At 41.4% G+C, this 15,270-nt stretch carries 15 protein-coding genes; 3 read left to right on the forward strand and 12 right to left on the reverse strand.

Annotated elements, in window-relative coordinates; all coding sequences use genetic code 11:
* The coding region (locus tag MHZ92_RS21595) for an IS3 family transposase (protein WP_370644691.1) at positions 1–80 on the forward strand (80 nt) is incomplete at its 5' end.
* Positions 81–181: 101 nt separating this feature from the next.
* Here MHZ92_RS21595 and MHZ92_RS09715 read toward each other — a convergent pair.
* The 10 genes from MHZ92_RS09715 to ezrA form a co-directional block, all read right to left on the reverse strand.
* Positions 182–1,099, reverse strand: coding sequence for a class I SAM-dependent methyltransferase (locus MHZ92_RS09715; RefSeq protein ID WP_239431496.1), 918 nt, complete (start codon positions 1,097–1,099; stop codon positions 182–184).
* Positions 1,100–1,196: 97 nt separating this feature from the next.
* Complete coding sequence (gene tpx, locus MHZ92_RS09720; RefSeq protein WP_239431497.1) at positions 1,197–1,703, reverse strand: thiol peroxidase; 507 nt, start codon at positions 1,701–1,703, stop codon at positions 1,197–1,199.
* Positions 1,704–1,737: 34 nt separating this feature from the next.
* Positions 1,738–2,322, reverse strand: a complete 585-nt coding sequence (locus tag MHZ92_RS09725) for an RDD family protein (RefSeq protein ID WP_239431498.1) — start codon at positions 2,320–2,322, stop codon at positions 1,738–1,740.
* 14 nt (positions 2,323–2,336) lie between these two features.
* On the reverse strand, positions 2,337–3,341 hold the full coding sequence (gene sppA / locus MHZ92_RS09730; RefSeq protein ID WP_239431499.1) for a signal peptide peptidase SppA: 1,005 nt from the start codon (positions 3,339–3,341) through the stop codon (positions 2,337–2,339).
* A 60-nt stretch (positions 3,342–3,401) separates the two neighbouring features.
* On the reverse strand, positions 3,402–4,319 hold the full coding sequence (gene rarD, locus MHZ92_RS09735; RefSeq protein ID WP_239431500.1) for an EamA family transporter RarD: 918 nt from the start codon (positions 4,317–4,319) through the stop codon (positions 3,402–3,404).
* Positions 4,320–4,422: 103 nt separating this feature from the next.
* Positions 4,423–5,997 (reverse strand): acyl-CoA synthetase MbcS, encoded by a 1,575-nt coding sequence (gene mbcS / locus MHZ92_RS09740; RefSeq protein ID WP_239431501.1) that lies wholly within the window; start codon positions 5,995–5,997, stop codon positions 4,423–4,425.
* Between the two features lie 173 nt (positions 5,998–6,170).
* Positions 6,171–6,383, reverse strand: coding sequence for an alpha/beta-type small acid-soluble spore protein (locus MHZ92_RS09745; protein WP_239431502.1), 213 nt, complete (start codon positions 6,381–6,383; stop codon positions 6,171–6,173).
* An 82-nt stretch (positions 6,384–6,465) separates the two neighbouring features.
* The gene (gene thiI / locus MHZ92_RS09750) at positions 6,466–7,671 is read right to left on the reverse strand and encodes a tRNA uracil 4-sulfurtransferase ThiI (RefSeq protein WP_239431503.1); all 1,206 of its coding nucleotides are present in this window, start codon (positions 7,669–7,671) and stop codon (positions 6,466–6,468) included.
* Between the two features lie 3 nt (positions 7,672–7,674).
* Positions 7,675–8,805 (reverse strand): cysteine desulfurase family protein, encoded by a 1,131-nt coding sequence (locus tag MHZ92_RS09755; protein ID WP_239431504.1) that lies wholly within the window; start codon positions 8,803–8,805, stop codon positions 7,675–7,677.
* An 87-nt stretch (positions 8,806–8,892) separates the two neighbouring features.
* Positions 8,893–10,587, reverse strand: coding sequence for a septation ring formation regulator EzrA (ezrA, locus tag MHZ92_RS09760; protein WP_239431505.1), 1,695 nt, complete (start codon positions 10,585–10,587; stop codon positions 8,893–8,895).
* Positions 10,588–10,801: 214 nt separating this feature from the next.
* Here ezrA and MHZ92_RS09765 point away from each other — a divergent pair, with 214 nt between their 5' ends.
* Positions 10,802–11,284, forward strand: coding sequence for a GAF domain-containing protein (locus MHZ92_RS09765; protein ID WP_239431752.1), 483 nt, complete (start codon positions 10,802–10,804; stop codon positions 11,282–11,284).
* A 193-nt stretch (positions 11,285–11,477) separates the two neighbouring features.
* On the opposite strand, the gene MHZ92_RS09770 is transcribed toward MHZ92_RS09765, so the two are convergent.
* Positions 11,478–12,632 carry an MFS transporter gene (locus MHZ92_RS09770; protein WP_239431506.1) on the reverse strand — a complete coding sequence of 385 codons (1,155 nt, stop codon included), beginning with the start codon at positions 12,630–12,632 and terminating at the stop codon, positions 11,478–11,480.
* Positions 12,633–12,737: 105 nt separating this feature from the next.
* Here MHZ92_RS09770 and MHZ92_RS09775 point away from each other — a divergent pair, with 105 nt between their 5' ends.
* Positions 12,738–13,604, forward strand: coding sequence for a LysR family transcriptional regulator (locus tag MHZ92_RS09775; protein ID WP_239431507.1), 867 nt, complete (start codon positions 12,738–12,740; stop codon positions 13,602–13,604).
* A gap of 407 nt (positions 13,605–14,011) precedes the next feature.
* Here MHZ92_RS09775 and megL read toward each other — a convergent pair whose 3' ends face one another.
* The gene (gene megL / locus MHZ92_RS09780) at positions 14,012–15,223 is read right to left on the reverse strand and encodes a methionine gamma-lyase (protein WP_239431508.1); all 1,212 of its coding nucleotides are present in this window, start codon (positions 15,221–15,223) and stop codon (positions 14,012–14,014) included.
* Positions 15,224–15,270: the final 47 nt, after the last annotated feature.

Consider the following 15,270-nt stretch of genomic DNA (forward strand, 5'->3'; position numbering starts at 1 on the left):
TTACTTATTATAACAATATCCGCATTCAAACGAAATTAAACAGCCAATCGCCGGTACAATTCCGACAACTGGCTGCATAATAAGGTGTTTTTTGACTGTCTCAAAAAAGATAGTCAGTGCCTAAATGGGCAGGTTCTTTTACTTTGGATGCTTGATCGTTTTGTTTTTTACTTACCTTTTTTTATGATTCATCAATCCAGTTTTCAATCTGCTCGAGGAAACGTGACATTACTAGCTTGTCCGACATATCCGGCACTTTTGTTAGAAGCACGTCGGGCGCAGCCTTCATTTCAGCATATGGCTTCTGGAGGATGAAAATACTTTTCTCGTGTGCTGCGCTGCGGAATAAGGAAGCCGGTAGTTGCAGGACTGCTCGGATGACGGCATTCTTTTTCAAATAGCGGTGGAGCTCCGCGGATTGATCGGATTCGAAAAGAGATGCAGGCGTTAGGAAGATGGCATAGCCACCCTCTTTCAAATGGTTCATTGATTGTTCAATGAAAAGATGATGGGAAAAAGCATGTCCTTCTGCAGGCATTATTTCAAAATTCATGGCGTTGTCGTCATCTGGATAATAGCCGACAGGCAGATCACAGACGACTAAGTCGACTGGGTCAACGAGTAAAGGGCGTAATGCATCTTGGATGAAATAACGGACCGGCTGTTCGAGAAGCTCGGCAGTGATGGCGGACAGCCTGACCAACAGTTCGTCTATTTCAACAGAAGTCGCTGTAACCTGATCTCCAATTGAGTTCATGACGGTGAACAATAAATTGCCCGTTCCAGCTGCCGGATCCAGGACAGTCACCTCGTCCTTTTGCTGCATCAACTTGTTTGCAAAGTGGCCGATTAGCATACCGATTGCATCCGGAGTCATCTGATGATTCGGCTGAGCTTGCTGTTTCATTCCTTTCAGGACTGCAAGCTGAATTCCTCTTCGGATTTCCTCTTTCGTAACGGAAGGAGTCAAGCGTGGCATTTTGTCCCCTGACAGCCAAATATGACAGGCATCGATGATTGCTTCCAAGTAAAGATCTTCTTTATTCGCCTCTGCATGCTCATTTAAAAATGTAAAAATCTGTTCAGTATTTGTCACCATGTAGTATCCCTCTAATCCAAAATATGCCTTTCAATAAAAGACTAAAATTCGTTTATAACGGTAATGTGGCCCACCCGTTTCCGAGTGGGCCAACTAATTATTTCGTTAATTCTTTTACAGCTGCAATTGCTTTGTCGTAGTCCGGGTGGTCCGTCCCTTCACTCACGTATTCGATATATGTGACCGTATCATCCTTGTCGATGACGAATACGCTGCGAGCTAACAAGCGCAATTCTTTCATTACGACCCCATACGCTTCACCGAAAGAGAGGTCGCGATGGTCGGACAATGTTTGGACGTTGCTAATTCCTTCCGTTGCTCCCCATCTTGCTTGTGCAAAAGGTAGATCGACGGAAATTGTGAGCACTTCCACATCATCTCCTAGCGAAGTCGCTTCTTGGCTGAATTTACGCGTCTGTTCTGAACAAACACCAGTATCGATGGATGGTACAACACTGATCAGACGGATTTTCCCTTTGGAATCATTCAGCGTAACTGGTTGTAAACTGTTTGATAGTACTGTGAAATCTGGAGCTTTGTCGCCTACTGTTACTTCCTTGCCGAGCAATGTAACCGGGTTTTGTTTAAATGTGACATTTACCATGAAGACGCCTCCTTATTCATTCCAATTCATTCTACTAAACAATTGTTCCAGCTTGCAACTCTTCACCCTTGCGTTCCTGCCGAGTTTCAATTATTTCCCTCTCAAATGAATGTTCATGGATGACATATGTGTCCGCAAATAAGTCATGCAATGATTCTTTTTTCGGCATGAAGGCAACGAGCAAATAAGGGATCGTAAGTAGCTTCGAAATAAAACGGCCAATCACTTCCCTGAAGAGAATCGTCCCCCATGTTAGTTTGCCGCCATCAGTAGTGACAACTTTTATACCTAGTATCATTTTTCCAACAGTCTGACTTGTAAACTTTGTCATTAAAGCAAAGTAGGCGAGAAAAAGAATAAGAAGGGTCACTTTGTAAGGACTGAATAAAAGAAATGATGGGTTGGATATTTTAATATCCAAAATCCTGAAAACCGGTTTAATGAATATACCACTTATAGATGAAACAATGAGCAAGTCGATTATATATGCCCAAAAACGCGTCCAAAATCCAGCGAACTTTGGTCTGAATTGCTCAGTCCGGATGATTTCATAATCAGGAAGGCGATTCGGCTGGGGTACGTCTCTCATCGACTCATTTTCTTCAATATGATCCGTCATGCCAAACTCCCTCCTTATTTTTCACCGTACAAGTACATCATCCGCGGTGCATCATAATCGGATAGCAATTTCCCGATCAGTTCAGCCTCGATGTTACGACCGAAAAGATCACCGACTTTCACTCCGAAAAGTGAACCGAAGCTTTCCATTGGCGTGTATTCAAAGACAGTAGCATTTTCTAAATTATAATCGGCCTTTATTGCGTCGATCACGTCGCCCAACTTCCCATAATCATCCGCTAGCCCGGCCTCGATCGCCTGTCTGCCGTTCATGATACGCCCATCCGCGATCTTTTTCACTTGTTCTTTTGACATATTACGGCCTTTTGCAATAATTTCAACAAATCGTTCGTAAGAGTCATTAATCATTTCCTGAAGCATATTGCGTTCTTCCTCTGTCATTTCCCTGGAACTGCTCATGATGTCCTTGTAAGGCCCTGTTTTAATTGTATTGAAGTCAATACCGTATTTTTCTGCAAGCTTTGCATAATTGACGCTTTCCATGATGACACCGATCGATCCAGTAATTGTTTCAGGATGAACATAGATTTTTTCTGCAGGCGCTGATACATAATAGCCACCTGAAGCAGCCAACCCGCCCATTGCTACGTAAACAGGGATCTCCCTATCGAGTTGAATCGTCCTGATGGCATCGTAAATATCCGATGATTCAACGACCCCACCACCTGGCGTATTCACCGAAAGGACGACGCCTTTCACCGTTTGGTCGTTCAGGATGTCTTGAAGTTGCGACATGAATAATTTGTGGTTATATCCGCCTGAAGAGAACAAAGAGCTTCCAACGTCCTGAATGATGCCATCCAATGTAACAACGGCAATTCGATCCCTTCCTCTTCCTTGTTCGATGACGACTTCGCTATAGCCAGCATTACCTGCCGCAATTTCTTCCATAAATCCGCTGAAATCTCTTGTGAATACATACGATAGTGAATTGATGCCTATCGATATGAAGATCAGCACTGCTGCTACGATGATTGCAATCCATCGTTTCATTGCCATTATGTAATTCCCCCTTCATCTTCCACCATTGTATACGATTCCTGCGTAAAAAAGTTTCAATTACTTTGGTGATTGATGAGCACCCTTTTTTGTCATAATCGATTCATAAACCTTTGAGACCGTGAAAAGAATAAGCGCTGCCCAAATTAATGAAAATGATAGCATTTCAATTCCACCGAATGATTCCTTATATATAACGACACCGATAAACAGCATTAATGTTGGAGCGATATATTGAGTGAACCCCGCGACATATAGCGGAATTGTCTGCACCCCTTTCGCATACATGACGAGCGGAAGCGCTGTCGCGATACCTGTCAGGATGAGAAGAATATCTGTTTGCAAGTCGCTATACAAAAAGACAGCCTGATCTTTCACGAAAAGGAAGATGTAATAACCGATGGCGAATGGTGTCATGAATAATGTCTCGATCGCCAATCCGCGAAGGGCATCCAATTTAATGTTTTTCTTAATGAACCCATAAACCGCGAATGTAATCGCTAGCGATAAAGCGATCCAAGGAAATGTTCCGTATGAAACCGTCAAAATAATGACACCGATAAGGGCAAGTAGGAAAGCAATTTTTTGTGAAGACGACAGCTTCTCCTTCAGAAAAAAGATGCCGAGCAAGACTGAAACAAGAGGATTTATATAATAGCCAAGACTCGTTTGAACGATAAAATCATGATTGACCGCCCATATGTAAATAAACCAATTCGACGTGACAAGCACACTTGCGATGAAAAGGCTCCAAAATTGGGACTGGCTTTTCCAAAGCTCACGGATGTCGGTGATAAGCTGTTTGCCGTTTTTCATGATCAAGACGGCAAGGACAGTGGAAATGAATGCCCACATTATGCGCCCCGTTAAGATTTCATCACTTTGTACATGTTCTAGATGCTTCCAATAAATTGGCATGACTCCCCAAATGAGAAAGGATCCAAGGACCCACAAGATACCACTTTTTTCGGGTTGCATTCAGGCACACTCCTTTCGAATAGGACAATTATAGTCCTTTCCATACTATTCGTAAACCCACCAAAAAACCGTCCATGCCTGTGCATAGGACGGTTTTGTTCAATCATTTACTCTGCTCTAGCTTCCTTAATTCGACTCGCATGATTTTACCCGAAGCTGTTTTCGGCAATTCATTCACAAATTCGATTTTACGCGGGTATTTATAAGGTGCCGTTGATTTTTTCACATGTTCCTGTAACTCTTGAACAAGATTTTCTTGTTGTGCCATTTCCGGATTTCGTAACACGATGAACGCTTTGACGACGTTGCCTCTCACTGCATCTGGGCTTGCAACGACTGCACATTCACGGACAGCCGGATGCTTCGTCAATGCGTCTTCGACTTCGAATGGCCCAATTGTATATCCCGAGCTGATAATGATGTCATCTCCCCGTCCTTCGAACCAGAAGTAACCATCCGCATCGAGCTTCGCCCGATCCCCTGTTACATAATATTCGCCTCTGAATTGCATTTTTGTCCGTTCCGGATCGTTCAGATACTCTTTGAAGAGGGCTGGTGTGGAAATATGGACGGCGATATCGCCAACCTCGCCAGGAGAAACCGGATTCCCTTCATCGTCAATAATTTCAACCCGGTTCCCTGGGGTCGGTTTCCCCATCGAGCCTGGTCTTGCTTCCATCCCGAGCATCGTTCCGACGAGTAAAGTATTTTCCGTTTGGCCGTATCCATCCCTGACTGCAAGATTGAATGTCTTCTCAAATATATCGATTACTTCCCGATTCAACGGCTCACCGGCAGAAACTGCGCTACGAAGTGAGGAAAGATCATAATCCTGTAAATTTTCCGCTTTAGCCATGAAACGGTATTCAGTAGGCGTGCAGCATAACACATTTACTTCGTATTTTTTTATCAAGCCTAAATACGTTTCCACATCGAATTTCCCGTTATAAACAAGTCCGGTTGCGCCGCTGCCTAATACGGATAAGAAAGGAGACCAAATCCATTTTTGCCATCCCGGTGCAGCGGTAGCCCAAACAATATCCCCTTCCTCAATGCCAAGCCAGTTCGGTCCAGCTGTCCGCAAATGTGCGTAAGCCCAAGCATGTGTATGGACTACTCCTTTCGGCTTGCCTGTCGTCCCTGAAGTGTAAGAAAGAAAAGCCATATCCGAAGCTTTCGTAGAAGCTGTTTCGAAATGAGGGGAAGCTGTTTCCATTAAACGGGTCAGTGATTTCTTGCCTTCACCTGCTTCACCGACGACATATAATTGAACCCCTTGTAAGTTATTGACCGATTCGAACTGATCCATAAATGCATCATAAGCGACAATTGCTTTCGCCTGGCTATGCTCAAGTCGATATTCAATGTCAGAAGAACGTAGCATTTCAGAGCTTGGAATAACGACCATTCCAGCCTTCAATGCTCCGATATATGTAACGTACGCATCGATTGTCCGGGGAACCATGACGAGAATGATATCGCCTTTTTTCAACCCATTTTCGATAAACACATTTGCTGCTCGATTCGCTGAAACCATTAATTCATCGTATGTAATAGTTTGTTCTTGTTCATTCGTATCAACATAAATGAGCGCTCGATTTTCTTTTCCATCTGCATATTTTTCAAATTCTGAAACAAGATTATAGTCTTCTGGTGCGAGTAACTCCTCACGATTCATGCGATCTCCTCCTATTCGTATTACTCAATTATACAATGCAATGGTAAAAGTTCAAAACATATCTTATTACTTTCAGGCAATTGAATAAACTTTTCATTCGAAGTGAATACTGATTTGTAATGAAATATAAAGAAAAACTGCCCCGGAAATCCGGGACAGCTTTCATACATTTTTTATTGTTGTTGGAATCCGTTCATTTGTGATTGGGCTTGACGCACTAATCGCTTAGTGATTTCTCCGCCGACGGATCCGTTGGCACGCGATGAAGCATCTGCTCCAAGTTGTACACCAAATTCTTGTGCGATTTCGTATTTCATTTGGTCTAGAGCTTGTTGTGCCCCTGGAACTAGGAGTTGGTTTGAGTTGCCGCTGTTGTTGTTAGCCATGTCGTTGTCACCTCCTTGTGCATATAGAATGGACCGTTTCCGGAAATTCATGCAGGAGGTATTATGGTAATAAATCCCTCAATTAAAGCAGATCCTCGAATTCATCCTTCTCTTGCTCTTTCCAAACTTCAATGACTTCTCTATTGTTCACCGCATACTCGATTAACGGCTGGAAATCAAAAAAGCTTTCATAATGATGAACTTTTTCAAGTTTTGGTTTTGTTTTTGGATTGCTTGGGGTAAAGATCGTACAGCAGTCTTCATATGGCCGGATGGAAATATCATACGTCCCGATCTGCTCTGAAAGCTCAATAATCTCCAATTTATCCATTGCAATCAATGGACGGAGTATAGGAGTTGCCGTCACTTCATTGATGGCTGTAAGACTGTCAAGCGTTTGACTCGCAACTTGTCCTAAACTTTCTCCCGTGACAATGGCCAATGCCCCAATTTGTTCTCTCACTTGATCTGCAATTTGAAGCATCATTCTTCTCGTTGTCGTCATGGACAAATTGTTAGGCACTTGTTGTACGATTGCTTGCTGTAGTTCTGTGAATGGAATGATATGAAGTCGGACAGGTGCTCCGAAAGAACATAGCTTTTCTGTCAAATCCATCACTTTTCTTTTCGCCAATTCACTTGTATATGGCGGGCTCGCAAAATGAATCGCGTCGATCGAGACGCCACGCTTCATGAGTAGATATCCCGCGACTGGACTATCTATGCCTCCTGATAGCATAAGCAATGAATGTCCATTGGAACCTACAGGCATGCCACCTGCCCCTTTATATACTTTTGACGTTAGAAAAGCTCCTTCTTTCCGAATATCAACGTGCAACAGGATATCCGGTTTTTTCATTTGAACGGTAAGCTCGGGGAAATGGTGCAAGACATGTCCGCCAATCGCCTGTTGCAATTCGCCTGTCACGTATGGGAATGTTTTATCTGCTCGTTTTATTTCGACTTTGAACGTCTTGCCGGCAGTATCTTCGGTGCCGATCACTTCAAGCGCCTTCTGTTTAATCGCATCGAGATCAGCGTCACACATAGCAACCGGACTGAACGATTGAATTCCAAAAATATGCGACAACCGTTCAATCGCCTCATTCATATCTTTTTCACTGTCCGCAAGTAAAAACATTCGATCACGTTCAGCACGTAGCCGAACTGTTTGCAAATCTGTCATTGCATCCTGTATATTCTTTTTCAATTTACGGACGAACTGGTTACGGTTTCGTCCTTTTAATGATAATTCACCATAACGGATCAATATTTCTTTCCATTTCATTTGTTACATTCCCCTCTCGATTAGGTCCATGAAGCTTTTGAGCACAGTAATAAATTCGTCCAATTGATCTTTTGTATTAGTGTTGCCGAAACTAATACGGATGACACCGTTTTTAAACTTATTTTCTAAACCAATTGCTTCAATGACATGGCTGGCATTTTTATTTTTTGATGAGCAGGCACTCGATGTTGATAAAATGATGCCATGTTCTTGGAAGTAGTTCACAGCTACTTCTCCATTAATTGATTTAAATGCAATCGATAAAATATGCGGCGCACCGTATTCCGGTGATAAAACTTGAATATTTTCATATCTGCGGCATGCTTCAATCAGCAGATTTCGCCACTCCCGATAATCCGCTCTCTCTTCTTGAACGGAGCTGATTCTCATCGCCTTCGCCATTGCAACCGCATTCGGGACAGAGACAGTTCCACTGCGCAAACCGTTTTCTTGGCCGCCACCAAAATTGATTGCTTGCGGTGTAACGCCTTTTTTCAGCAGCAACGCACCTGAATTCTTCAGTCCGTTCACTTTATGAGCCGAAATCGTAATCGCGTCCACTTGCAACGATTCCATATTAACCGGCAGCTTTCCGTAACTTTGGACACAGTCGGAATGGAAAATGGCACGGCTATTTTTTTTAATCAATTCAGCGCATTGACGGATCGGCTGAATCGTGCCAATTTCGTTATTGACGTGCATGATGCTGACGAGAATCGTATCCTTTCGAAGCGTTTTTTCTAATTCGTCTAATGAAATGAGGCCTTGTTCATCAACTGACAAATAATCCACTTCAAATCTGTTGTCCTCCAATTTACGGCATGCTTGTAAAATGGAAGGATGTTCGATTTGCGTTGTAATGATATGATTGCCTCTTGCCCGATACGCTTCACTTAAACCGAATATCGCCAAATTATTTGCTTCTGTCCCGCCTGCCGTTAGGACGACGTTCCCGTTTTCATTTCCAACGAGCTTTAGCATCTGTTCTTTTGAACGATCCAATAAAGCTTCCGCTTCCCGTCCTAATACATGAAGTGAAGCAGGATTAGCATAATATTTATGATTTGCAGCCATGAAGGATTCAAGAACACTTTCGTCTGGCTGTGTTGTTGAGCTATTATCAAAATAAATCATTTGGATTTTCCTTTCTAACTGTAAACTTCACCAACGCTTAATTGACGTGACAAAGCCACCTGCACATGATGCCGGTGGCTTTTTATATCATACTTGCTCCTTCAACATTTCTTCAATTCGTTTCATCGCACCCGGCTCAAAAGCTTCCACAGCGGTCGCAGCTTCTTCGAGCGCTTTTGCATAGCGGAATTGCCTGAATGATTCCTCAGCATTGAGTAATCGTTCATGCATTTCCGGATTGGATGCGCGATAGCGATTTCCGTACTGGATGATCCGCTCGATGAGCATGACGTTTTCAAGAAGCTCATCGACTCTTTCATTCACGTCGAACACTACAGATTCCGCATTTGCCAAATAACTTTCCGCAACCGATATATTCAATGGAACTTCCTGCAAGCTTTGGCTTACGAGGAAAAGCTGTTCTTCTGCTTCTTCAAGCCGTGCATCCATCTCGTCCGGAATACCAGGAATATTCCCCCGGTGAAGCTTCCGATCTGCATTTTGCAGTTCTCGGGTGAGATCATTTAATTTATTTCTGACATTGTTTTCATCGATTCGAAGGTTTTTCATCCGATTGGCGAGACGCTCTTGTTCCTCTCCAATTTCCTCAAGCTCTTCTGCAATCCCTTTAAGTTCATTTTGCAAATAGGAATAGGCGGATTCTTCTTCCCCCATCATAATTTTTAGGGTGTCATGCCGACCTTGAAGAGTTTCCAATCTTTTTAAGCAGGATTGAGGCAATTTCGCTTCCTTTTCATCAAGACGATAGCTTTGTTGGACATATACCGCTTCATCAGAAGTTTCTCTCGTCAATTGAATGATCTCCGCTAGCGATTCTTCAACGTCCGTGAAATGGTAATCCACGTAATGCTTGGCATTCACTTCATTTTCCAACGAATCGTAAAACGTATCGATCCGGTCATTCATATCCATGACGTTTTGCCTCACTTCATCGATATCAAGTTCGGCCAACTTCGTTAACTGTTCCGCAATTGCTTCTTCGATTTCTTTCAACTGTTTCGGTAAATCAAGATGGCCTAAATAATAGGATTGATCTTCCATTTCCTTTATACCGTTTCGCAATTCTCGAATGGAAGCCGGCATCTTGTTTTGAAGCTCCGTAAGCAATGTAGGGATTTCATGAATAAGCGATGACAGCCTCTCCCCTTTTGAAGTCATAGTAATGACAATTTCACGAGCGAGCAGGTAATTTCCATTCGCAGTTAATTCATCATATTCTTCAAATTTTGGAGTGAAGGATTCCAACTCCTTCTCCAAAGGACCGACAGCCAATCCGAACGAGTGCTGATGAGCCAGAATCGTCTTTCGGGCTAACCGATATTGTTCACGAAGATTTTCGATTTCAATACGGTTCTTCTCTTCACTCCCGATCAATTCATTCAGCTCAGCCAATATGTCATTTTTCCTTTTTTCGCTTTGACGAATTTTTTCTTGGATTTCTTTTTCGATCGCTGTCGCCTTTTTGAAACGGAACCGATCAATCATGTCTTCTGCATCGAATAGCAATGAATCGATTTTCGGCATATGTACATCAACGACTTCGGTCCACTCATTTCGCCATCGTTCGAATTTCTCCTCTGTTTCACCTGTCATATTCAATTGTTTTACTTTCATCATCTCTTCAAAAATCGGTTTGTTTTGGATTTGCATTTTTTCATGTTCCAGTTTATTGATTTCGCTAATATGTTTACGCCTGAATAAAAAGGCGATCGTGATGAGCACAAGTAGAACAATAATTGGAATGATGAAATATTTCACCATTGTGATCCCCCTATTCCGAAGTCACTGAAATGAAGTATTTTTAACGTCTAGTTAAAATAATATTATCTTATATAGTAACATGTTTAAAGCATTTTCGTTTGAATTTGGACGAATTATAGGGAAAAAGGTGTTTTCGGGGCAAATTGGCGCGAAATTTGTAGAAAATCCGTTCAAAACGTATACTGAAGAAGAATACTTTCAGGGGGTGCTTTATTTGTTCACTGCAACTACTTATTCGGATATCCCGAAAGATAAATATGATCAACTGGCAAAACAGCTTGATGCACTACTTACGGGCGAGAGCAATCGTTATGCGAATTTAAGCAACGCATCAGCTTTGCTTAATCAATTTTTCGACCGTATTAACTGGGTCGGCTTTTATATGATGGATGGCGAAGACGAACTCGTACTTGGACCATTCCAAGGTTTACCGGCATGCATCCGTATTCCTCTCGGTAAAGGCGTTTGCGGAACTTCTGCACAACAAAATGAAACGATTCTCGTTCCGGATGTTAATCAGTTCCCAGGCCATATCGCTTGCGACGCCGCTTCCCGTTCTGAAATTGTCGTTCCATTACTGAAAGACGGCGAAGTGATCGGCGTTCTCGATATTGACAGTCCAGAGTATAATCGTTTCACTGAACATGATCAAGAAGGACTTGAGCAATTCGTGAAGGTGCTTGTCAAGCATATATAAAACTTGGGGCTGAGCAAAAAATACGAAAATCGCCAGAACGGCTCCCTTTCCGCGGGCGTCGCCTCAGCCTCCTCGTCGCTGCGCTCCTGCGGTGTCTTCGGTCAACGCTGTTCCCGCAGGAGTGTCGCCTTTTCTGGCGATTTTCTAGTTTTCCTTGTGAAATATGATGAAAAAAGGTGTTAAAAACATAAATTTAATTATTATTCAAACCACCTAACTTAGGAATTATCAAAATATATAAAAGCATGAAAACACTAAACATAGCAAATGTGAACCAAACCATTGAATGGAAATAATTATAAAATAACCACCCGCCAAGTAAACTCCCTACCGGCCTTCCTAGTCCATCTGATAATTTACTAATACCATAGTAAAGTCCCATTTTTCCTGAGTTATTAGAGTAGTTCGCGATGGCTGTTTCGATTATAGGTAATATGAAAACCCCACCGATTGTAAACAAGAGAATAGATACGAATAATACAATAAAATAATTCCATAAAGATAAAGTTAGAAACGATAGTAAGATCAGTGTAATACCAATGATCATAAAGATTTTTGGTTTGTTATACTTACTTATTAGCATTCCTACAGGGTATTGTAAAACCAAACCTGTTATCCCGTTAACTAGGAACAATGTTTGGATTTGATTTGTAAATTGTTTGGCGTATTCCGGCATTGTTACAAAAATTTGTGCAAATACAATATAGAACATTAGCATAAAAACTATAAGTTGCATGAATCCTTTATTTTGAACCACTTCGATAATGTCTTTAGAATTCGGCTTTTTATTCATTGATTTATTATTAGTAGGATCCACAAATATTAATAACAATATTGCTCCTAACAAATATAGAATTCCTGCAGCTATAAAAATAATATTGAAGTGCCCTGTCCATATTACTATGCTAGCAATAATAGGACCTAATAGTAAACCGGCATTTGTAGCGCTAGCTCTCAAAGAGGAAACCTTAGCTCTAGCTCCGAGTTTTGCACTTTTCATCATCAGAGATTGTAAAGAAGGACCTGCAAATCCTCCGCCCAGTCCGGCTAAGGAAGAGAAAAGTAGTAATGTTATGTACTCCGAAACGCTTCCTATCCCTATAAATCCTACTCCCCTAATCATTTCTCCTATAATTGATATTTTTTTATATCCATAATAATCTCCGAGAGGACCTAGAAAAACTGGTGTTGCTTGTTGAGCAAAAATATAAATAGCTGTTAAAGCGCTAGCTTGAGCAAGTGTAATACTATGAATATCAGTAATTAGCGGAAATAGAGGCATTGCTGTATATCCACCAGTAGAAAATATAAGTATTAAAATTGAAAGAATATAAGTTTGCTTCGTCATTTGATCCCTCCTATAATTTATAGTAAAAGAATCAAAATGATTATAAAAACGAATTATTTTAATGGTATTAATGAAAAAAACGAATTAATAGTAAGGAGGAAGTAAGTGGATATTGAACAATTGAAAACCTTTGTATCATTAGCTAAAAGTAGAAATTTCACTCGCACTTCGGAAGAAATGAATGTTGTTCAATCAACAATTACTGCAAGAATAAAATTACTTGAAGAAGAAGTTGGAGAAAAACTCTTTATAAGAAAAACTCGTCATGTAGAAATCACTGACGAGGGGAAGACATTTTTAGTTTATGTTCAACAAGCATTAGAAGTCTTGAGTGAGGGAATTAAAACAACGATGATTCAATCAAAATTTGATACTAGTCTAGTAGTAGGCGGCATGAATTCTCTTTGGGATATTCAAATTTTTGATCAAATACACCAATACCAATCTAATAATCCAAAAACAGCGTTACGATTAATAACTGGCCATTCTGAAGATGTTATTGAGAAGATTCGCTATGGGTTAATAGATGTGGGCTTTGTTTATAATGCGCCCCAATCTCCTCAGTTCAATGTCTACACTGTTAGAACAGAAGCGATACATTTGGTAGGCGCGTCGCATATTGTAAATGAAATAAAATCGCTTCAATTAAATCATTTAAAAGAATTGCCTTTTATTCATTATAATTGGGGAACTGAATTCTCAAATTGGTTCGAGCAAGAGATTGGAAAACATGAAACAATGCGGTATAGAGTTGATCATTCAGGTGTGGCATTACGGCTTCTACTTAAAGGTGAAGGAATTGGATTTATGTTAGAGAGTATTATTAAAAACGATGAAGAGAATGGTTTACTTGCTCGCATTCCATTTATTACAAAGACAAAAATTCCAACTCAAAATGTTTATATGGTATTTGATAAATATAAAAAAGAGAAAGTCACCCCGTTTATACAATACATGTTAGATAACAAGTAATTTTAATTTAAATACAATTCATTTGTTAGTTCAATTTCTCCAAGTTCTTCTACAACTACATCAAAAAAAATTTCGTTCACTTTATTTTTCACTTAAACCATATTGAAAAACACTCCCAAGTATAAAGTTCTATACTCTATAATGGGATTTAGTCACTTCATTTTTACTTAATTGGACTACTTGCAACTATAAGTTGCTTGGAGTGGAAGGCGCAGACTCCTGGGGGATTAGCGGGACAGGTGAGACCCCGCAGGAAGCGGAGCGGACGAGGAGGCTCACCGCCCGCCCCCCGGAAAGCGTGCGCCTGGAACGGAAAGCAACGGTTGGTAAGCCTGCATCATTCATTTCAAGTAAAAAGGCTATCACAGAAAGTCAGTTTTTGCTGATTTTCTAGATAGCCTCATTTTTTATTCATGTGTCGATTGGTTTTGCCCTAATGCAATGAAGGCAGAATCCAAGTCGGCGATGAGATCGTCCGGGTGTTCGAGTCCGACGGATAGACGAAGAAGTGAATCGGTTATGCCCATCTGCAAACGGTCTGCTTCCGGCACACCTGAATGCGTCATCGTTGCCGGATGCTGGATGAGCGTCTCTGCATCACCGAGACTGACGGCAATTTTAATTAGAGAAAGGCTATCGATAAAGGACTGTGCGTTTTTCTTTCCGCCTTTCACTGTAAATGAAATGAGCCCGCCACCTGCTCTCATTTGTCGCTGCGCTATTGTAAACTGAGGATTGCTTTGATCGAACGGATAGTAAATGTTTTCGACAAGTGGTTGGCTTTTTAAATAGGCAAGGATTTTTTCGGCATTTGCCGTATGCCTTTCCATGCGTACAGGCAACGTTTTCAACCCACGGATGAGCAACCATGCATCGAATGGGGACATGATTCCTCCGTAATCTTTTTGAACAGTCATTTTAAGCTTCTGCATTTCACCGGCATCTTTTCCAACGAGCAATCCCGCGATGACATCGCCATGTCCATTAATATATTTCGTCGCGCTATGCAAGACAAAATCAGCACCGTAATCAATCGGGTTTTGTAAATAAGGAGACGTGAATGTGTTATCAACGACGACTACCAATCCGTGTTTTTTGGCTACTTTGCAGACCATCTCCAAGTCAACTAATTCCATCGTCGGATTGATCGGTGTTTCCACGTAAATGCATACTGTTTCCGGAGTGATCGCTTTTTCAATGTCTTCCTCACGATTCATCGTAATCAAGCTATGTGTAATATTATATTTCTCTTGCATGATTCTGAGTAAGCCGAACGTACATCCATAAATACCTCTTGAGCAGATAATATGATCCCCTGCCTTTGTCAAATGGACAAGGATGGAGCTTACTGCGGCCATTCCTGAACCGAAAGCAAGAGCGCTCGCACCGTTTTCAAGCGAGGCCATTCTTTCTTCAAGTGCACGTACCGTCGGATTGCCTAACCTTGAATAAATGTTGCCGGCTTCTTCACCGGAAAAACGTCTTTCCCCTTGAACTGCATTTTCAAAAGAAAAGGTCGAAGTCTGATAGAGTGGGACCGCCAAACTGCCATGATGCTTTGCGTCGTCATAGCCTTCATGGATTACGAGGGTGTCTTTGTGGAGTGTTGGTTTATTCATTTCCATTCCGCCCTTCAGTTTTGTAAGCACTTACATTTCCTATTATT

Source organism: Sporosarcina sp. ACRSL (assembly GCF_022346605.1).
Lineage (GTDB): Bacteria > Bacillota > Bacilli > Bacillales_A > Planococcaceae > Sporosarcina.

Bases quoted from the DNA above. Each gene is read 5' to 3' on its own strand.
- MHZ92_RS09715 (WP_239431496.1), bottom strand. From the start codon at position 1,099: ATGGTGACAAATACTGAACAGATTTTTACATTTTTAAATGAGCATGCA.
- tpx (WP_239431497.1), bottom strand. From the start codon at position 1,703: ATGGTAAATGTCACATTTAAACAAAACCCGGTTACATTGCTCGGCAAG.
- MHZ92_RS09725 (WP_239431498.1), bottom strand. From the start codon at position 2,322: ATGACGGATCATATTGAAGAAAATGAGTCGATGAGAGACGTACCCCAG.
- sppA (WP_239431499.1), bottom strand. From the start codon at position 3,341: ATGGCAATGAAACGATGGATTGCAATCATCGTAGCAGCAGTGCTGATC.
- rarD (WP_239431500.1), bottom strand. From the start codon at position 4,319: ATGCAACCCGAAAAAAGTGGTATCTTGTGGGTCCTTGGATCCTTTCTC.
- mbcS (WP_239431501.1), bottom strand. From the start codon at position 5,997: ATGAATCGTGAGGAGTTACTCGCACCAGAAGACTATAATCTTGTTTCA.
- MHZ92_RS09745 (WP_239431502.1), bottom strand. From the start codon at position 6,383: ATGGCTAACAACAACAGCGGCAACTCAAACCAACTCCTAGTTCCAGGG.
- thiI (WP_239431503.1), bottom strand. From the start codon at position 7,671: ATGAAATGGAAAGAAATATTGATCCGTTATGGTGAATTATCATTAAAA.
- MHZ92_RS09755 (WP_239431504.1), bottom strand. From the start codon at position 8,805: ATGATTTATTTTGATAATAGCTCAACAACACAGCCAGACGAAAGTGTT.
- ezrA (WP_239431505.1), bottom strand. From the start codon at position 10,587: ATGGTGAAATATTTCATCATTCCAATTATTGTTCTACTTGTGCTCATC.
- MHZ92_RS09770 (WP_239431506.1), bottom strand. From the start codon at position 12,632: ATGACGAAGCAAACTTATATTCTTTCAATTTTAATACTTATATTTTCT.
- megL (WP_239431508.1), bottom strand. From the start codon at position 15,223: ATGAATAAACCAACACTCCACAAAGACACCCTCGTAATCCATGAAGGC.